General features: G+C 34.6%; 17 protein-coding genes. 9 read left to right on the forward strand and 8 right to left on the reverse strand.

Features of this window, described 5'->3' with window-relative positions:
• Positions 1 to 111: glutamine amidotransferase-related protein (locus ACY2V1_RS05385; RefSeq protein WP_461833842.1), on the forward strand; the 111-nt coding region annotated here is incomplete at its 5' end.
• 27 nt (positions 112 to 138) lie between these two features.
• The gene (locus ACY2V1_RS05390; RefSeq protein ID WP_461833772.1) at positions 139 to 939 is read left to right on the forward strand and encodes a tetratricopeptide repeat protein; all 801 of its coding nucleotides are present in this window, start codon (positions 139 to 141) and stop codon (positions 937 to 939) included.
• Here the strand turns inward: ACY2V1_RS05390 and pdxA are convergent.
• Positions 933 to 1,916 carry a 4-hydroxythreonine-4-phosphate dehydrogenase PdxA gene (pdxA, locus tag ACY2V1_RS05395; protein WP_461833773.1) on the reverse strand — a complete coding sequence of 328 codons (984 nt, stop codon included), beginning with the start codon at positions 1,914 to 1,916 and terminating at the stop codon, positions 933 to 935. The genes ACY2V1_RS05390 and pdxA overlap by 7 nt on opposite strands.
• 189 nt (positions 1,917 to 2,105) lie before the next feature.
• Positions 2,106 to 2,594, reverse strand: a complete 489-nt coding sequence (locus ACY2V1_RS05400) for an NUDIX domain-containing protein (protein WP_461833774.1) — start codon at positions 2,592 to 2,594, stop codon at positions 2,106 to 2,108.
• 107 nt (positions 2,595 to 2,701) lie between these two features.
• Here ACY2V1_RS05400 and ACY2V1_RS05405 point away from each other — a divergent pair, with 107 nt between their 5' ends.
• From ACY2V1_RS05405 to ACY2V1_RS05425, 5 genes are all read left to right on the forward strand, one after another.
• Positions 2,702 to 3,748 (forward strand): tRNA nucleotidyltransferase/poly(A) polymerase-related protein, encoded by a 1,047-nt coding sequence (locus ACY2V1_RS05405; protein WP_461833775.1) that lies wholly within the window; start codon positions 2,702 to 2,704, stop codon positions 3,746 to 3,748.
• On the forward strand, positions 3,733 to 4,536 hold the full coding sequence (locus ACY2V1_RS05410; protein ID WP_461833776.1) for a pseudouridine synthase: 804 nt from the start codon (positions 3,733 to 3,735) through the stop codon (positions 4,534 to 4,536). Before ACY2V1_RS05405 ends, ACY2V1_RS05410 begins: the two co-directional genes overlap by 16 nt.
• A 7-nt stretch (positions 4,537 to 4,543) precedes the next feature.
• Positions 4,544 to 6,166, forward strand: a complete 1,623-nt coding sequence (gene coaE / locus ACY2V1_RS05415; protein WP_461833777.1) for a dephospho-CoA kinase — start codon at positions 4,544 to 4,546, stop codon at positions 6,164 to 6,166.
• A gap of 81 nt (positions 6,167 to 6,247) precedes the next feature.
• Positions 6,248 to 7,006, forward strand: a complete 759-nt coding sequence (locus tag ACY2V1_RS05420; protein WP_461833778.1) for an ABC transporter ATP-binding protein — start codon at positions 6,248 to 6,250, stop codon at positions 7,004 to 7,006.
• Positions 6,994 to 8,169 (forward strand): SufB/SufD family protein, encoded by a 1,176-nt coding sequence (locus tag ACY2V1_RS05425; RefSeq protein WP_461833779.1) that lies wholly within the window; start codon positions 6,994 to 6,996, stop codon positions 8,167 to 8,169. The genes ACY2V1_RS05420 and ACY2V1_RS05425 overlap by 13 nt, the downstream gene beginning before the upstream one ends.
• A 130-nt stretch (positions 8,170 to 8,299) precedes the next feature.
• On the opposite strand, the gene dnaA is transcribed toward ACY2V1_RS05425, so the two are convergent.
• Both dnaA and ACY2V1_RS05435 read right to left on the reverse strand, forming a co-directional pair.
• Positions 8,300 to 9,640 (reverse strand): chromosomal replication initiator protein DnaA, encoded by a 1,341-nt coding sequence (dnaA, locus tag ACY2V1_RS05430; protein WP_461833780.1) that lies wholly within the window; start codon positions 9,638 to 9,640, stop codon positions 8,300 to 8,302.
• Between the two features lie 273 nt (positions 9,641 to 9,913).
• Complete coding sequence (locus ACY2V1_RS05435; protein ID WP_461833781.1) at positions 9,914 to 12,088, reverse strand: tetratricopeptide repeat protein; 2,175 nt, start codon at positions 12,086 to 12,088, stop codon at positions 9,914 to 9,916.
• Positions 12,089 to 12,201: 113 nt separating this feature from the next.
• Between ACY2V1_RS05435 and ACY2V1_RS05440 the strand changes: the two genes are divergently transcribed.
• A complete protein-coding gene (locus ACY2V1_RS05440; protein ID WP_461833782.1) occupies positions 12,202 to 12,714 on the forward strand; it encodes a nitroreductase family protein in 513 nt (170 codons plus the stop codon).
• Positions 12,714 to 13,349 carry an MBL fold metallo-hydrolase gene (locus tag ACY2V1_RS05445; protein WP_461833783.1) on the forward strand — a complete coding sequence of 212 codons (636 nt, stop codon included), beginning with the start codon at positions 12,714 to 12,716 and terminating at the stop codon, positions 13,347 to 13,349. Before ACY2V1_RS05440 ends, ACY2V1_RS05445 begins: the two co-directional genes overlap by 1 nt.
• Before the next feature lie 44 nt (positions 13,350 to 13,393).
• Here ACY2V1_RS05445 and ACY2V1_RS05450 read toward each other — a convergent pair whose 3' ends face one another.
• The 4 genes from ACY2V1_RS05450 to tyrS form a co-directional block, all read right to left on the reverse strand.
• Positions 13,394 to 13,879: a hypothetical protein gene (locus ACY2V1_RS05450; protein WP_461833784.1), complete on the reverse strand. Its 486-nt coding sequence runs from the start codon at positions 13,877 to 13,879 to the stop codon at positions 13,394 to 13,396.
• A gap of 217 nt (positions 13,880 to 14,096) precedes the next feature.
• Positions 14,097 to 15,272 carry a TraB/GumN family protein gene (locus ACY2V1_RS05455; RefSeq protein ID WP_461833785.1) on the reverse strand — a complete coding sequence of 392 codons (1,176 nt, stop codon included), beginning with the start codon at positions 15,270 to 15,272 and terminating at the stop codon, positions 14,097 to 14,099.
• 100 nt (positions 15,273 to 15,372) lie between these two features.
• Complete coding sequence (locus ACY2V1_RS05460) at positions 15,373 to 16,230, reverse strand: UbiA-like polyprenyltransferase (RefSeq protein WP_461833786.1); 858 nt, start codon at positions 16,228 to 16,230, stop codon at positions 15,373 to 15,375.
• Positions 16,230 to 17,429, reverse strand: coding sequence for a tyrosine--tRNA ligase (gene tyrS / locus ACY2V1_RS05465; protein ID WP_461833787.1), 1,200 nt, complete (start codon positions 17,427 to 17,429; stop codon positions 16,230 to 16,232). Before tyrS ends, ACY2V1_RS05460 begins: the two co-directional genes overlap by 1 nt.
• Between the last annotated feature and the right edge of the window lie 12 nt (positions 17,430 to 17,441).

Below are 17,441 nucleotides of genomic sequence, written 5' to 3' on the forward strand. Positions count from 1 at the left end.
AGGAAATTGCCAATAATGGCAGTTCAATACCATCCAGAGGCTGCACCAGGGCCACATGATTCCCGTTATTTTTTTAAAGATTTTGCTGAAATGGTAAGAAGAGTATGTTGATTCTTTAAGTTTTTTAAGGGGGCATTCATGTCGGAAATAGCAAAGGCAAGATCAAAGCTGAGTTCAGTTTCTACGTTGTTAAAAAAGAAGAAGTTTTTGGTGGCTCTTATGAGTATCCAGGACGCCCTCACCATTTTTCTAAAGACCCCTCTTTTAAAGCACGAAAAACAGGATTTTCAAAAAAAACTTCAAGATGCTGTTTATTTATTAAAGATTAATAAAGAATTTGTTCAGCAATACCCAATCCCCATTGAATACACAGAGGGAAAGGAAAAAGAACTCTGGGAAAACTTAAAGGAGGCCATTAAAGAACTTCAGGCCAGCTCAATAGAAGAGGCTAAAAAACAGTTAGAAGAGTTGGAAAAACTAAAGTCAAGGGAGCTTGAAAAGGGAAGAAAACACCTAAAAGAAAAAGAATATATGGAAGCTGAAAAGGTATTTAAACGTCTAATTAAGACCTTTAAGGAAGATACAGACCTAAAACTCGCCATAAGTGACATATACATGGATGAGGGCTTGGTTGAACAGGCACTCAAATACCTAAAAGATGCCTATAAAAATGACCCTGATGCAATTTATCTCTTAAATAAAATGGGGATCACATTAAGACGAGCTGGGAATCTGGATCTTGCAACAAAGGTGTTTTTAGAAGCCGTGTCTAAATCTCCAGATGATGAATATCTCCTCTTTAATTTAGGACGAGTGTATATTGATGAAAAAAAATGGGAAGATGCTGCAAAGATTGCCAAAAAGGCCCTTGAGATAAATCCTAAATTTGTGGAAGCTGAAAAAATGTTAAAATACGCCCAGAAAAAACTTGCTCAATAAGCATAATCAGACTTTTTTAATTGTATAGCCAGATTAATTGCCATAATTAGACTGGTTGTTTTGGCTTTTTTCTTTCCTACGAGATCATATGCGGTTCCATGATCTACAGAAGTCCTTACAATTGGCAAACCCAAAGTGATATTTACAGATTCGCTGAAGTGAATAAGTTTTAACGGCCCTAATCCCTGGTCATGGTACATGGCCAATACAGCTGAAAATTCTCCTGCATATGCCCTGTAAAATAAGGTGTCTGCAGGATATGGCCCTTTTACTGCTATCCCCTTTTTTCTTGCAGCTTCTATTGCTGGCTCAATTATTTCTATTTCTTCAGAGCCAATTTTACCCCCTTCACCTGCATGGGGATTTAGGCCACATACCCCAATTGGCTTTTTATTCTCTCCCAATTTTATCAACATATCCTCTGTTAGCAGAATACACCTTAATATTTTCTCTTTATTAATCAAGAAAGGAACATCTTTTAATGGAGGATGGGTAGTTACAAGTGATACCCTAAGTTTAGGTCCAGCAAGATGCATACACACATCATCTTTAGATAGTCCAAATCTATTTGCAAAAAATTCTGTATGGCCAGGGAAATCAAAACCAGCATCCATTAAAGACTTTTTATTTATTGGACAGGTTACAACTGCAGAAGATTTTTTTTCTTTTAAGATATGAGTAGCAACTTCCAGTATCCTTCCACTTATATAACCACTTTCCTTAGATGGAACTCCTGGGGTGAATGGGAAATCATCCAATCCATTGGAATATAGACTGATTTTGTTTTTTTTAGCTTCATCTATATTTTTTATAGTATTCCAAAATCTTTTTATAGAAAAAAGGTTAGAGTAGTACTCAAGACAGATTTGAGGCCCTATTATGAGAAAATTGTCTTTAAAGGAAAGAGGATTAGAAAATACCCTGCATATTAGCTCAGGGCCTATGCCATTTGGATCTCCCATTGTGATTATTATCATGAAAATATCCTAGCTCCGTGGTATAGTGGTTAGTGGTATAGTAGTTAGTGGTATAGTGGTTAGTGGTTTTTCACCAATACACCAATAACCAATACACTAATCCTCCAATATACCAATAACCAATACACCAATAACCAATACACCAATAACCAATACACTAATACACCAATACACCAATCCTCCTTTAAATTATAAAAAAATACTCCTTCCCTTGGACACTGTATTTTTTTTAAGGATGTTAAAACGAGCAAAAAAATCCTTTAAGATTATTTCGTGGTCAAATGCCATCTCAGGTAGATTATCTAAAGAAAAAAAGCCCAAATCTTTTGCGTCATCTCCAGCTATGGGGCTTTGTCCCTTTGGGAGCTTGGCAATAAATACAGTGGTTATGGTGTGATTTCTTGGATCCCTATCTGGAGATGAATATACCCCAAAAACAGCTTCTATCTCTATATCAAGGCCTGTTTCTTCTTTTATTTCTCTTATTGCAGCCTCTTCAAGAGTCTCTCCAACATCTACAAATCCGCCAGGTAGGGCATAACCAAAAGGAGGATTTTTCCGCTTAATTAAAAGTACTTCCTTATTTTCTGTGTATATTATCACATCCACAGTTGGGAGGGGATTTTTGTAAATTTCTATATTTCCACCACATATAGGACATTTTATGATATCCTTCATATTTACATCTCCAACAGTATAGATTAATCTTTTAAATCCTTGCCTATGTTATATTTTGTTTTGTTGTTTTTCAATAAAAATAAATTCTCTTTAAGGACATATTAAATATGAAGATCTATCTAGTGGGTGGTTGCGTTAGGGATAAACTCCTTGGGAAAAAATGTAAAGATCGAGACTTTGTGGTGTTTGGGTGTAGTGAAGAAGAATTTTTTAAAAGATTTCCCAGGGCAAAAAAAGTAGGGAAAAAGGTCTCAGTGTATCTGGTTGGCAGAAACGAGTATACTATATCTGAATATGATAATATTATGGATGATTTGATGTCCAGGGATTTAACCATCAACGCCATTGCAGAAGATGAAAACAAGAAACTCTATTATCACCCTTTTGCCTTAGACGATCTGGAAAACAAAATTTTAAGGGCCATTTCTTTAGAAAATTTTAAACAGGATCCATTACGGGTACTTAGACTTGCAAGATTTTATGCCCAATTACCTGATTTTTCCATTGAAAAATATTCTTATGAAATACTCAAAAAAGTGGGTAGAGATGAAAGCCTTATGAAAAAAATAGCAAAAGAAAGGGTTGCCCAGGAAGTACTTAAAGCCATCCGTGCTAAAAAACCATCAAATTTCTTCTCCCTGCTAATGAAAACAGGTGCAACTGGTTACTGGTTTTCTGAGCTTCAGGGTTTAAAAGAAAATAAAGAGTGGATGGCTGTTATGGACACATGTAACGCAAATGAGATATGTGCATGGATGTGTCTTGCTTATGGTTTTGTCAAAAACTATGATAACATAAACAATGCAACACAAGCATTTAAAAACATGAGCAATAAAATAGGCCTTCCAAAAAAGATTATATCAGGTGGTGTGAGTTTTATAAAAAATTATTTAAATGCAATGGAATTTTTCTCAGCAGGGCCAGATATTAAAAGGGATTTATTATATTCACTGGATAGAGAAGGATTGGAGGAGTCTTTTTTTTATGTTATGGAAAAAATAACAAAAAATAATTATATGGATAAGGTAAATTTTCTGCTAATGAAGATAAAACAAATTAAACTACCAGATGAATACAAAGGACTTGGTCCTGAGTCTGGAGAAATTTTGAGGAATATGCAGATCAAAGAGATTGAAAAATGGTCAAATTCATAGCAGATAAAGAAACTTATCTGGATGCTTTTTTGAGGGAGAATACAACAAAAGGGCTTAGGTGGATAAAACAAACTATTAATGAAAAAAGAATATTAGTTAATGGCATTATTTGTAAAAAGAGAAAGAAGATAGTCCAAAGGGGGGATCTCATTGAAATCCTAGAACAAGATGTGTGTTTTGATATAAAACCCATTGTTATTAAAGGAAATAACTTAATTTATGGGACAGTTAAACCCCCCTTTGTACATTCAGCTAAGGGTAAAAATAGCCCAAATATGGAAGATATATTAGAAAAATTTTATAATAAAAAGATTTTCTTGCTAAATAGGCTGGACTTTTTGACCAGTGGTATTTTACTCTTTGGTTTTTCAGAAAAATCTAAAGACCTCTACCTTTCCATGCAAAATATAGGTGCCATAGATAAAAAATATATAGCCATTGTTCATGGAGAAATAAAAGAGGAAGTTATAGTAAAAAATAAAATCAATCAATGTAAAAGAAAAAAGGTTTTAGTATTTGATGAACAAGATAAAGACATTAACAGACATACAATTATTATTCCTAAAAAATTTTTTAAAGAAGAGAATAAAACCCTTGTTGAAGCAATAATTAAAAAGGGTAAGAGACATCAGATAAGAGCGCACTTATCTTATATAGGACATCCAATTGTTGGAGATCCTTTATATGGAAGAGATAAATTTTTTCTACCTAGAATGTATTTACACAATTTTATGGTTAAAGGTATGGATTTTGAGATTAAAATAAAAAGGAATTTTAACCTTGAATAGAGATTTTATGAAAAGATATTTATATAGACCAGATACAAAAGGCTCTATTAGAATCGATAAATTTTTACATGAAAAATTAAGTAATTTTGGTTATTCTAGAGAAGGTATAAAAGGATTAATAGAAAGAGGACAGGTCTTTTTAAATAATAGTAAATTAATAAAGCCTTCTATAAAGGTCTCAGACAAAGATTTAATAGAGGTATTTATATGTGAATCCAATGATATCAAACCAGTGGAGGGAAATTTAAAGGTTGTTTATGAAGATAAGTACCTGGCTGTTATAGACAAACCAAAAGGGTTGGTTACTCATCCAGCGCCTTCTTGTAAAGATATAACACTTGTGAATTATCTTTTAAATAGATTCCCCCAAATAAGAAATTTAGGTGGTGAGAGGCCTGGGATTGTTCACAGGTTGGATAAGGACACAACAGGACTTATGGTGGTTGCCCTACAAAAAAAAGTTCAGGATATCCTAAAGAACCTATTTTCAAAAAGAGAAGTGAAAAAAAACTACCTTGCAATTGTTATAGGGATACTGGAGAAAAAACAAGGTGAGTTGAAATTTTTTATGGACAGGGATCATAGGTCCAAGACAAAGATGAGGGTGTATAAAAATGAGGGACGAGAGTCTATTACAAGATACAAGGTTATTTATGAGTTCAAGGATTATAATTTGAGTTTGATAGAGGCCGAGATATTAACAGGCAGGACACACCAGATAAGGGTGCATTTCTCCCATATTGGCCATCCAGTATTAGGGGATCAATTGTATTCAAAGGGAAAATTAGTTAAAAATAAGATAATAAGCGCCTTGGCAAAGAGACAAATGCTCCATGCATGGAAGATTATTTTTAAACATCCTATTTCTAAAAAGGAACTTAAGTTTATATCAAAGGTGCCAAAGGATTTTTTCAGACTACTTTTGTATTTATCCAAGAAAAGGCCAATGGTTGTAGGGGTTACAGGTGGAGTTGGTTGTGGAAAATCTATGGTGGCTAAACTTCTGGCAAAGGACAATGTGCCTTATTGGAGTGCTGATAGGGCTGTTGAGTCTTTGTATAAAAGAGGAAATTCTGGCTATGAAATGATTAAAAGGAGTTTTGGGCTTGAGTTTGTGGATGAAGAAAGGGGTGTTGTAAATAAAAAAAAGCTGTTTATGAAAATGAGTCAGGACAAAAATTTTAAACAGGAAGTAGAACATATAATCCATCCCCTGGTGTTTGAGGATATGATGAAGTTTATCTCAAAAAATAAAACAAAGAATATGGTTATATTAGAAGTTCCCCTTTTAGCTGAGGCTGGATGGGACAAAGCACCTAATAGGTCTATATTTGATATAATTGTTGGAGTATTTTGTTCAGATAACATTCGCATAAAAAGACTTGAAAACATCAGGGGATGGAGCAAGATGCAGGTGCTAGAAGTGGATAAGTGGCAACTTCCCCAAAAGGAGAAATTAAAACATTGTGACATAATTATAGACAATTCTTATCTTATAGAAGATACAAAGGCGAAGGTTGCTACTTTGCACAAAATACTCAGGAAAATCAGGCTAAAAAGCCTTATGAAAATCATTTCTGAGTTTGAAGAGTCTAATATTTTAGACAAAAATCAGCTCCTCCCTATATAAAATTTTGACAATTTATAAGTAAGACATTACCTTCCTGAAAATTCAAGAAGGGATTAGCATAAGAAATATTTGGAGGATTGTATGTTACAAATACAAGACCTACACGTAGAGGTAGGAGGGAACGAGGTTTTAAAAGGGGTTAACCTCTCAATTAACAAAAACGAGACATTTATTCTATTTGGGCCTAATGGCTCAGGAAAGACAACTTTGCTTATGACTATTATGGGTTTTTCCAATTACAAGGTCACAAAGGGCAAGATAATCTTTAGGGGGCATGATATAACCTACATGCCTACCTATGAAAGGGCAAGGCTTGGGATAGGCATGTCCTTTCAGCGTCCCCCCACAATTAATGGATTAAGGACAAAGGACCTTGTAAAGTTGTGCGCACGGGATAAAGACATAGATATTGAGGCCCTTGCAAAGAAAGTAAAGATGGAGGATTTTTTAGACAGGGATATAAACCTTGGTTTTTCAGGGGGAGAGATCAAGCGCTCTGAACTACTCCAATTAATGGCCCAGGAGCCTAAATTGTTGTTATTTGACGAGCCTGAGTCTGGAGTGGATTTAGAGAACATGGCCTTAATAGGTGATATAGTTAAAGAACTCCTTGGGCAAAAATTGACTCCTAAACCTGGTATTTCTATGAAAAAATTAAAGGAAGGAAAAGAAATATCTGGTCTTATAATAACACATACTGGATATATATTGGAATATATAAACGCTGATCGTGGAATGGTTATGTATAATGGGGTGTTGTGCTGTGAAGCAAGGCCAAGGGATATCTTGGAACAGATAAGAAAATATGGATACAAGGAGTGTGTGAAATGCCTGATGTAAAAGGAAAAGAAGATCTAAATCTAGAAGAATTTGTCTTTGATGGGGAAGAGGGTGTAGAAATTGATGACTTAAGACAAATAGATGAGAAAGATAGAGAAAATTTGCTTATGGCTGGCATTGACGTGGAGGAAAGACAAAGGAGCGCTAGTTTTTTGCATGTGGATCATAAAAAGGCCCTTTGTAAGAGTTGTGAGAAGGGTGTTGAAGTTTTAGATATAAAAGATGCCTTAAAAAAATACAATGGACTGAAGGATTACTACTGGAAACTAGTTGATCCAAGTAAAGACGAATATACAGAGTCAGTATACAAAAAGCTCCATGGGGGATATTTTATAAAAACAGAAAAAGGAGCCAAAATTCAAAATCCTGTTCAGTCCTGTCTATTTATCAAAAGAGAAAACGTAGGGCAAAATGTACATAATTTAATTATCGTAGAAGAGGATTCTGAGCTTCACATAATTACTGGTTGTTCAGTGGCCCATGATGTTAAGGCAGCTCTTCATTTGGGGATTTCAGAAATTTTTGTAAAAAAAGGTGGAAAACTGACATTTACAATGATCCACAACTGGGGATCAAATGTGCATGTAAGGCCAAGGTCTGTGTATACTATTGAAGAGGGTGGTGTTTTAGTTAATAATTACATTTTACTTAAACCTGTAAAAAGTGTTCAACTCTATCCCACTATTTATTTAAATGGAAAAGGAGCTATAGCTACTTCTAGCTCCATCATTGTTGCACCTCCTGGCTCATATATAAATGCAGGTACAAAGATGGTCTTAAATGCGCCTAATACAAAGGCTGAAGTTATATCCAGGACTATTACCACTGGAGGAACCATTGTGGCCCCTGGATATATCCAGGGAAACGCTGTCCCAGCAAAAGGACATTTAGAATGTAAGGGATTAATCTTAAAAGATGGAATAATCCATGCAATTCCTGAGTTAGAGGGCACAGTATCTGGTGTTGAGCTGTCCCATGAAGCAGCAGTTGGAAAAGTGGCCCAAGAAGAGATTGAATACCTCATGGCCAGGGGGCTTGATGAAGACGAGGCAACGTCTACTATTGTTAGAGGATTTTTAAATGTAGATATTTTAGGCCTTCCCCCAGAGTTAAAACAGACTATTGATAAAACAATAGAAGAGGCTGGAGAAGATATGTTTTAGTTGGATGTGGCAAGTAAAACTTATTTCCCGGTGATCAGTGTGAGTGATCAGTGTGTGTAATTGACACTGATCACACACACTTTTCCCATTTTGATCGCTTTTTGCCTAACAAAGTCCAGTTTAATGATTATTAATTTTCAAATCTCTCTATTATACGATGCAGTTGTCTTCCTACGGGAGTATCCTTGTACATCTCCTTTTCTATATTGGTGATGCCCTTTATTACTGTTGAATGTCTACGATTAAACAATCTGCCGATTTCTTTTAGAGTTAAATCTGTATATTTTCTGGCAAGATAGAATGCTGTATTTCTTGCAACTACAATATTTCTTTTTCTTGAACGGGATTTTAGGTTCTCTGGAGAAAGTTCAAATACCGAGCATACTGTTTTGATTATTTGATCAATTGAAGGTGTTTCTACTATGTCTGCGTGGTTTTGAATTATTTCCCTGGCAATGTCCATATTAATAGTCATATTGAGGAGCTTTGCCTTTAGTGCCATGTTTTTAATGCAGCTTTCAAGTTGCCGCACGTCTGTTTTTATTTTTGATGCAACAAACTTGGATACGTGATCAGGTATGTTTATTTGGTAAATAGTAGCCTTTTTTTTGATGATCTTTAGTCTTAGATCAAAATCTGGTTTATGGATTGGAGCAATAAGGCCAGAACAAAAATATGAGGTGAGCTGAGAGTCAATATCTTTTAGTTCCTTTGGTAGAAAGGATGAAGAAAAAATAACAAGTTTTCCGTTTTCTTCCATGGATTTTATGAGATAGAGAAGCTCCTCCTGCATCTTGCCCTTGCCCTGAAAAAAATGGATGTCCTCTAAAAGGAGGATATCAACTTTTTCCCTGTAGTACTTTTTAAACTCGTTTATTTCTCTGCTCCTAAGTGCCCATACAAGCTGGTTTGCAAATTCTTCTGAAGATACATATACAATATTAAGATCTCCTCGTTTGTTTTGTGTGATAAAATTCCCAACAGCGTGTATTAAATGAGTCTTTCCAAGGCCAGGGGAGGATGTCAAAAATAAGGTGCCAAAATCAAGTTTTTGTCCGTAACATATACTCTTACAGGCCGCATACGCAAGTTGATTTTGCGGACCAACCACAAAATCATTAAAAGAATATCTCCATGCTGGAGTTGGAGTTATATTATTAATTTCCTTTCTTACTGGAAGGAGTTGTGTAGAAATTTTTAGATTAGTTTTCTTCACAACAGCTTGTGAATTTCCATTTGACCTGGTGGTAACACATACATCTATTTTTTGCCCAAGGGTTTCCTCCGCTACTTCCTTTATCTTCTTAAGTAGCCTATCTTTAACCCAGCTAGTTATGAAATCATTTGGACTATATAGATGCAGAGTGTTGTCCTGCAGCTCTCCCTCTAGGGGTCTTATCCAGAGGTGAAACAAGCCACTTTTTATGGATTTTTCCAGATTATCTTTGATTTTCTGCCAGTAACCATTCATGGAGATGACTATACAAATTTTTTTTAAGTTATCAAATCCATATTAACTGATTTTTGAGAAGTGATGGCTCGATAATTCTGCATTATTGTAATCTATTGATATAATGACCATTTTCTCTTTTAAGCCATTCTTTATGGAAATTTGTTTGAGTCCATATATCCAGGAATATTGAGGATGAATATGGTTATCTACAAAAATTTCCACAATTGTTCAAAAAGTTTTCCACATTTTGTTTTTTAATAAATTAATAATTTTTAAATTTTTCTTTATTTTTTATAAAAAGGATTTCAGGTAATTTTTGTAGGAGATCTTTTCTGGTTTTAGATAAATGCTTCTTTTGATTAGTGAGAGGCCGGTATTTTTGTCATTTAGCTTTTCTATATATAGTTTTCCCAATAAAAAAATTGCTGAAGCATCGTTTGGGTTTAGTCTAATGGCAGACTCCAGATATTTTTTTGCCATTTCTTGTTGGCCCCTTTTTAGATATAAATTAGCAAGGAGAGTGTAGAGATAGGGATATCCATTTGGGTCAATTTTGTTAAGCCACTTTTGTGCCAGTTCAAGCTGGTCTTTAAGTTCGCAAATCTGAGCAAGTCTAATTATGGCGAAAACGTGTTTTTCGTCGATTTCAATGCATTTTAAAAAGGATTTTTCTGCCCTGTTTAGATCACCTAGTTTCATATATACAGACCCTAGGTTATAGAAATAGGTCGCTAAATTTTTTACGCCTAACGCCTGTTTGAACATTTTTAGTGCATTTACAAAATCGCCTATTTTTGCATAACATACCCCAAGGGAATTTAAAGCTGTATGGTTTTGGGGATCCATCATCAAAGACCTTTTATATTCTTGAGTGGCCAAGTAAATATCCCCTTTTATGAATAATTTATCCGCTCTTAGATTGAATGTTATTGAGTCAAAAATGGCGATTTTGGGATGAGGGATAAGTAATGCGTGTTCCAAGGAGTCTATTGAAGATCTAATTGCTTCTAATCTGTTTAGGTCTAGTAAGGGATAGTTTGTTATTCCTATTTTTACATCTTTATGGGAATATGCTATGCGTTTTAATTCTTGAAATATAAGATCTTCTTTAGTGATTCTAAAATCGTTTGCTAAAAATATGTATTTTTTTGCTCCAATATATTCTGTATATATATCGATTTTCTCTTTTTTTAATATATTTGAAATACGTTCAAAAATATTTTTAGGACCAATAATATGTAATATGGAAAATCTACTAAATTTCTCAGATTTATTATAAAAGCTGATTATAAAATTTTTGTAAATAGGTCTGTAAGTTTTTTCTTTTGGATAGTCCTGAATTGATTTTAACGTATCTCCGATCTTTATGGATTTAAATGGATTGTGTCTGATTATTATATCACCTACTGAATGATTTCTTGAGCTATTTGATATAATTAATTCAGCCTTTAATTGGTTTGTTTCACAATCAAAAACCTGAAAATATTGACCACACTTAATGCCAAAATCTTCGCCAATATTTATATTAACAGTGTCCATATTGATTATTTTATTGACAATAGCACAATTATTGAGAATATAGTTAATGGATACTGGATGGTCTGGATTTTTACTACTTTGTAAAATTTTAACACCTTTTTTTAAAATATCTAAAATTTCATAGGCAAGATCAACAGAATGCATTTTAAATAAATATCCAGGAATGTTGTTAGGATATTTCAAAAATAAAGTAACTGGTTTAAAATCGAAAAATTTTTCAGGGCTATTTATACTGTTGCATATATTAACCAATGTTGAATGCATGTTATGAATTCCATCTATAGAATTATTGATAATAGCAAAAAGAATATGGCTATGTATATCAAAATAAATCTCTTCATTGTTAAGAGAATCTTTTATAATTTTAATTATATCTCTCAGTTTAGAATTCCAGTTTTTAAAACCCATTTCACTCAGTAATTTTTCACTATTTAAAAGTTTTAACCCAACAACATAAAAACTTCCGTGGGGAAAATCTATATCTGAGACAATAAGTTCCTTAGAATCAATAGTTAAATGGGAAATTACATGCTCTATTTTTAAACTTAATTTGTTTAGAAAAGCTTTAAAATGCAGGCATGGAAGATCTCTTTCAAACATTGACCTTTTTTTAAGGGCAATATATTCTAAAATTAATTCAAAAAAGTTAATAAAATGTTCTTTAGGGATTTTTATAAAATCAAAATCAGATAAGTCTATGGCAATTACTATTAATTCAGAAGCATTACTGAGAGATAGTTTTATTAGTATCTGTTTTGTTTCATTTGATAAATCTACTTGGATTTTATTTTTGATCTCACTAGGAGAAGGTTTATTTAAAAGATAAATGGAGAGGTTTTTGATTTTAATAAATTTACTTATTTGATCTGCTATGAATTTCTTGTTATTTAGTATGTCCTGAAATGAAATATCAATCTCGTGTATCACCGTTAGTACCAGAGAATATTTTGGACTTGTATTTTTTTGAGCAAAATAATATCTTTTTCAAACCTTGTCTAGAGATAATTTGGTCTTTATATTTAAACAAGAGGGAGGCTTAAATGATAGATATTATAATGAAAGTTATCAGGGAACGAAGAAGTATCAGGAAATTTGAGGAAAAAGATATACCTCTAGACAACATAAAGACCATTTTAGAAGCAGGCAGATGGGCGCCAAGTGGCATGAACAATCAACCATGGAGGTTCTTGGTTATATCAAAGGATGATGTTAGAAAGGAGTCGTTGGCTACCTGTACAAAATATGGCAAGATAATTCTTCGTGCAAATAAATTAGTAGTGGTGTTGATTGATAAGCAAGTTATGTATAATGAAACAAAAGATCACCAGGCCATAGGGGCTTGTATTCAAAATATGTTGCTTGCTGCCCATGCCATGGGCCTTGGGGCTGTATGGCTTGGGGAAATTTTAAACAATGAAGAAAAGGTGTTAGAGATTTTAAAATTGGATAAACAAAAATATGGTCTGATGGCTGTAATAGCCCTTGGATATCCAGCTCAGGAGGGTAAGTCATCGAGAAAACCTTTAAAAGAATTATTGTTGGAGGAGATATAATGTTAAAAGTATCTTGTTTTCCTTTAGGGCCGCTTCAAACAAATTGTTATGTTGTGCATAATTCAGTTGAGGCAATAGTTATAGACCCAGGTGGTGATCCTTCTGTTGTTTTGAATTTTTTAAAGAAAAACAATTTGGTTTTAAAATTTATTTTAAACACCCATTTTCATTTTGACCACATATTGGGAAATAAAGACCTACAGGACGCCACTTCAGTGGATATTCTTGCTTCAAATAAGGATGATTTCCTTTTAAAGGCCCAGGTTGGTGGAGGTGGAGGGATGTTTGGTTTCCCAAAAGTTCCACCATTTACCTATAAAAATTTAGAAGAGGGAGAAGTATATTGGCTAGGGGAAACAGCTTATGTCTATTCAACCCCTGGGCATACCCCTGGTAGTTTATCTTTTTACTTTCCAGAATCAAAGGCCCTGTTTTCTGGGGATTTGATATTTCAAAGGTCCATCGGCAGGACAGACTTTCCAGGTGGAAGTTTGGAAGAGCTTTTAGATTCAGTTAGGAAAAAGGTATTTGTCCTTCCTGGAGATACAGTAATTTATTCAGGTCATGGTCCTGCAACCACTGTACACGAAGAAAAGCTTTTCAATCCTTTTTTTCAGCAGGGAGTTATGTTCTAATGGTAGTGAATTGCTCTTAATAATAGTGAACAGAAAGAGGGGAATCACAACAACCCAAAATTCCTTAACACTACAGCAACTTTTTTCTCTTCTGAAGCAAGATTCCTTAGTGCCCTGATAAGATCCCTCAAACTCCCTTCCTTCTCTATTGCCTCTATTGCCTCATCTCTGGCCTTGCGAACAATAGTTCTTCTGTCCCAATATGCAAATCCTATTACTACTCCAGTAAGTGTGGTAAATATACCCACTAACATCCATAAAAAATTCATCATCTGCTCAAATCTCTTATCTACTTGCTCAAATCTCTTATCTACTTGCTCAAATCTCTTATTCATATCTTCCCGTAGCTCAGTAAATCTCTTATCCACTTGCTCAAATCGCTTATCTACTTGCTGCATAAAGACATTAAGGGTAGCCTCTAACCGCACTAGTCTTTCCCTGTCTTCCTGAGTAAAACCTGTCTTCTCAGCAAAACAGGGAACTGTAATTAAAAAATAAAACAGTAAAAGATAGTTTAATACTTTTTTCATCCTTACCTCCTGCTAACAAACACTTATATATATCATAAAGTTTTATGTTTTTTTGTCAACTCAGCATTCGACCTAGAGTGAACAATATTTAGTGAACAGAAAGAGGGAAGGATGATTAGTAATTTTTCACCACTACACCACTACACCAATATACCACTACATCAATATACTAATATACCAATACACCAATACACCACTACACCATTCTATAGGCTTTCTAAAACAATCTACTTGCTATCATACTCCCAGCTAAAAAAGTTCCAATAGAGCTACCAATATTTGCAAATGCAACAACTAAAAGTATTTTAGTCACTGGATTTGTCCAAAAGCCCTTTACAGACAAAATAGCATGAGGGAGTTCTTCAATGTCTTGTACTTTGGGTTTTCGAACCCATGCCTGTACAAGACCAGCTACCCAACCTGCTGCTACCATAGGATTGAGACTGGTTATGGGAGCAGCCAAAAAAGCTGAGACAATAGTTATAGGATGTGCCAGGGCCAGGGCAACACCTAAAGCAGAAAGGGTTCCATTGATCCCTATCCATAATGAAATGGATTCAATGGATAGGTCTTTGCCGCCCTTTATAAATCCATAGGTTAGCAGCCCAATAATCAAAATAGGGATTAGCCACTTTAAAAATTGAGCAATTTTTCCTTTCTTGGGCACGGTTTCTAATGGTGTCAGATCATTTTCTTTTGGGATATTGGACACAATTCCATTTACATGTCCATAACCAACAACTGCCAATATCTTTTTTCCCGGGGCTGACTTTATCTTTTCAGCAAGGTATATATCTCGCTCATCTAATAGTCTTTGTTTTACTTCTGGGAGTGAGGAAGCTACTTCCTCTAAGGCAATTTCCAGTTGATCCTTTTGTCTCAATTTTTCAATATCTTGCTCTGTTATTTCTTCTGTTGAAAAAACAGACGAAACCATAAGGCCAATTAGCTTTATTTTTTTAAAGAATCCAAGATATCCCCACACCCTTTTTAGAGTGATATTTACATCCCTGTCTGCCAAAACTATTTCAGCGCCAATCTCCCGAGCGGCATAAACAGCTTCTATCATATCAGCCCCTGGCCTAACTCCTAATTTATCCCCTATTTTTTTATAAAAAGATGAGAGTATAAGCTGCATCAAGAGGTAAAAGGCCTTGTTTTGCTTAACCACTTTTACGATGTCCATGTTTTTCCATTTATCTTCATTGAACATGGACTCATATCTGGCTTCACAAAGCTCCACACACACTGTATCAGGCCTTATTTCATTTATTGCCTCTCTTACTTCCCTAACACTGTCCTTTGATACATGGGCAGTACCAAGGATATATATTTCCTTTTCCCCATACTCTACTCTAACGAGTTTTCCCTTTAATCTTTCTAATATATCCATATCATTATCCTAAATTTAGTGAACAATGAACAGGAAGAGGAGTGAACCAATACCCCCTACACCCCACACCACTACACCACTATACCAATACACCAATACACTAATATACCCAGAAAATATCTATAAGAACAGCCAATAAGAGTATGCAAGACACATATGCATTCATTTGAAAAAAGGCCACACTTATTTTATCCAGGCTATTTTCATTAACAATTAAATGTTCAAAAATAAGAATACAACTAACAATTAACCAACCAATAAAATAGAACATCCCAAGACCAGCCACCCATCCACCAAGAAAAAAGAAGATTATAGAAATAATGTGGGAAAAACAAGATATCCACAGGGCGGATTTTACACCCAATTTTGAAGGCAGAGAAAAAAGCCCTTGTTCTCTGTCAAAATCCACATCCTGTATGCTATATAAAATATCAAAACCTGCTACCCAAAATAGGACACCAAATGCAAATGTCACTGGAACTGGACGTACGTGTGGGTCAACTCCAAGCCAACCACCAATAGGCGCCATTGCCAAAACAGATCCCAGCCAAAAATGACAAAGGGAGGTAAACCTCTTTGAAAAACTGTACAAGCCCCCCCACACAAGTGCAATAAAAGATAGATAAAAACAAAGTTTATTTAGCCCATAACATGCCACTACAAAAATTAAGGCAAAAATAATGGAAAATAACCATGATTCTTTTAGGGTAATCTCACCTGTAACTAGAGGTCTGTCCTGGGTTCTTGGATTTATTTTATCAAATTTTAAATCTATTATCCTGTTCATTGCCATTGCAAAGGACCTCATGCCCACCATTGCAATGGAAATCAATAAAAAAACCCTTAGACCTGGCCAATTTGAATTTGCCAAAAAACAACCAATATAAGCAAAAGGCAAGGCAAAAAGGGAGTGTTCAATCTTTATCATGTGTAAAAATAATTTAAATTTATTTCCCATTAGCCTCTCCTGATAACTTTTAAGAATCTCCTTTTGCCAACCTTTACAACAAATTCCCCAATATCAAATTTCATATAAGGATCATGGATCTTTTTGCCGTCAATGGATATTGCATTTTGTTTTATTAATCTTCTTACCTCACTCTTTGATTTACATAAGCCTTTATCAACCAATACATCAGTTAATGTAACATCAGGATTTTCTACAATTTCTTCTGGTATATCTGAGGGTATATTGTGTTTTGAAAACACCCTATTAAACTCTTCCTGGGCCTTTTTTGCCATTGATATTCCATGAAATCTAGCAGTTATCTCAAAGGCAAGGTCTTCTTTTGCCTTTTTGGGATGTAGGTTGCCTGATTCTATATCTCTTTTCATCTTTTCAATGTCGGCAGTATCTTTGTCTGATAAAAGTTCATAATATCTAAACATGAGTTCATCAGATATGGACATGATTTTACCAAACATATCAAAAGGAGGATCCTCTATTGCAACGTAATTTCCAAGGGACTTACTCATTTTATTAACACCATCTAATCCCTCTAAAAGGGGCATGGTAATTACAACCTGTGGTTCCATCCCTTCTTGTTTTTGCAGGGTCCTTCCAACAAGCAGATTAAACTTTTGGTCTGTTCCCCCAAGTTCCACATCTGCCTTCATGGCAACAGAATCATATCCCTGTACCAATGGATATATAAATTCATGAATTGCAATAGGTCTATTTTCTTTAAACCTCTTTGAAAAATCATCCCTTTCAAGCATCCTAGCAACAGTGTATCTTGAACATAATTTTATAAAATCCGAAGCAGTAAATTTATCCATCCACTGGGAATTAAACATAATCTCTGTCTTTTCCTCATCTAGGATCTTAAATATCTGCTTTTTATAGGTCTCTGCGTTTTTTAAGACTTCCTCTCTTGTTAAGGGTTTTCTGGTCTCTGATTTACCTGTGGGATCACCTATCATCCCAGTAAAATCACCAATTAAAAACAAAACCTTATGTCCAAGTTCCTGAAAATGCTTCAATTTTTGAATAAGTACTGTATGTCCTAAATGGAGATCTGGCGCAGTTGGATCAAATCCTGCCTTGACCCTCAAAGGCACTTTTTTTTGTAACTTTTTTATAAGTTCCTCTTCTTCTATAATTTCCACTGCACCCCGTTTAATGAGATCAATTGCCATTTTTACGTCTGTTTCCATAGAAAACTCCTT

This window comes from Desulfothermus sp., assembly GCF_053993635.1.